The organism is Marinicauda pacifica (assembly GCF_004793635.1).
Lineage (GTDB): Bacteria > Pseudomonadota > Alphaproteobacteria > Caulobacterales > Maricaulaceae > Marinicauda > Marinicauda pacifica.
In genome coordinates this window covers 1-327 of the sequence record NZ_SRXV01000027.1, presented here as the reverse complement: position 1 = coordinate 327, position 327 = coordinate 1, and the positions used below count along the sequence as shown (strand labels likewise).

Here is a 327-nt window from a genome sequence, read left to right as displayed (position 1 = left end):
CCGAAATGAGCCCGCTGGGCACGGGCGGCAAGCTTCTGCCCAAGCATGACGACCTGACCGAAGACGAGAAGATCGCCATCAAACTGAAACAGGGCCGCCTGAGCTATGGCGTCGAGATGCGCATCGTCGACGACGGCGGCAATATCCTGCCGCGCGACGGCAAGGCGTCGGGACACGTGCAGGTGCGCGGTCCCTGGATCATCGATAGCTATTATCGCGGCGCCGGCCAGGAAGCCTTCACCGAAGATGGCTAGTTCCGGACCGGGGATGTCGGCACGATCGACCAGGACGGCTACATGACGATTACCGACCGGTCCAAGGACGTCA

1 pseudogene is annotated in these 327 nt (G+C 62.7%); it reads left to right on the top strand.

The features are described 5' to 3' along the window. Positions 1–254 (top strand): annotated as a pseudogene (locus E5162_RS14275) (long-chain fatty acid--CoA ligase); the annotation flags it as partial. Positions 255–327 lie beyond the last annotated feature (73 nt).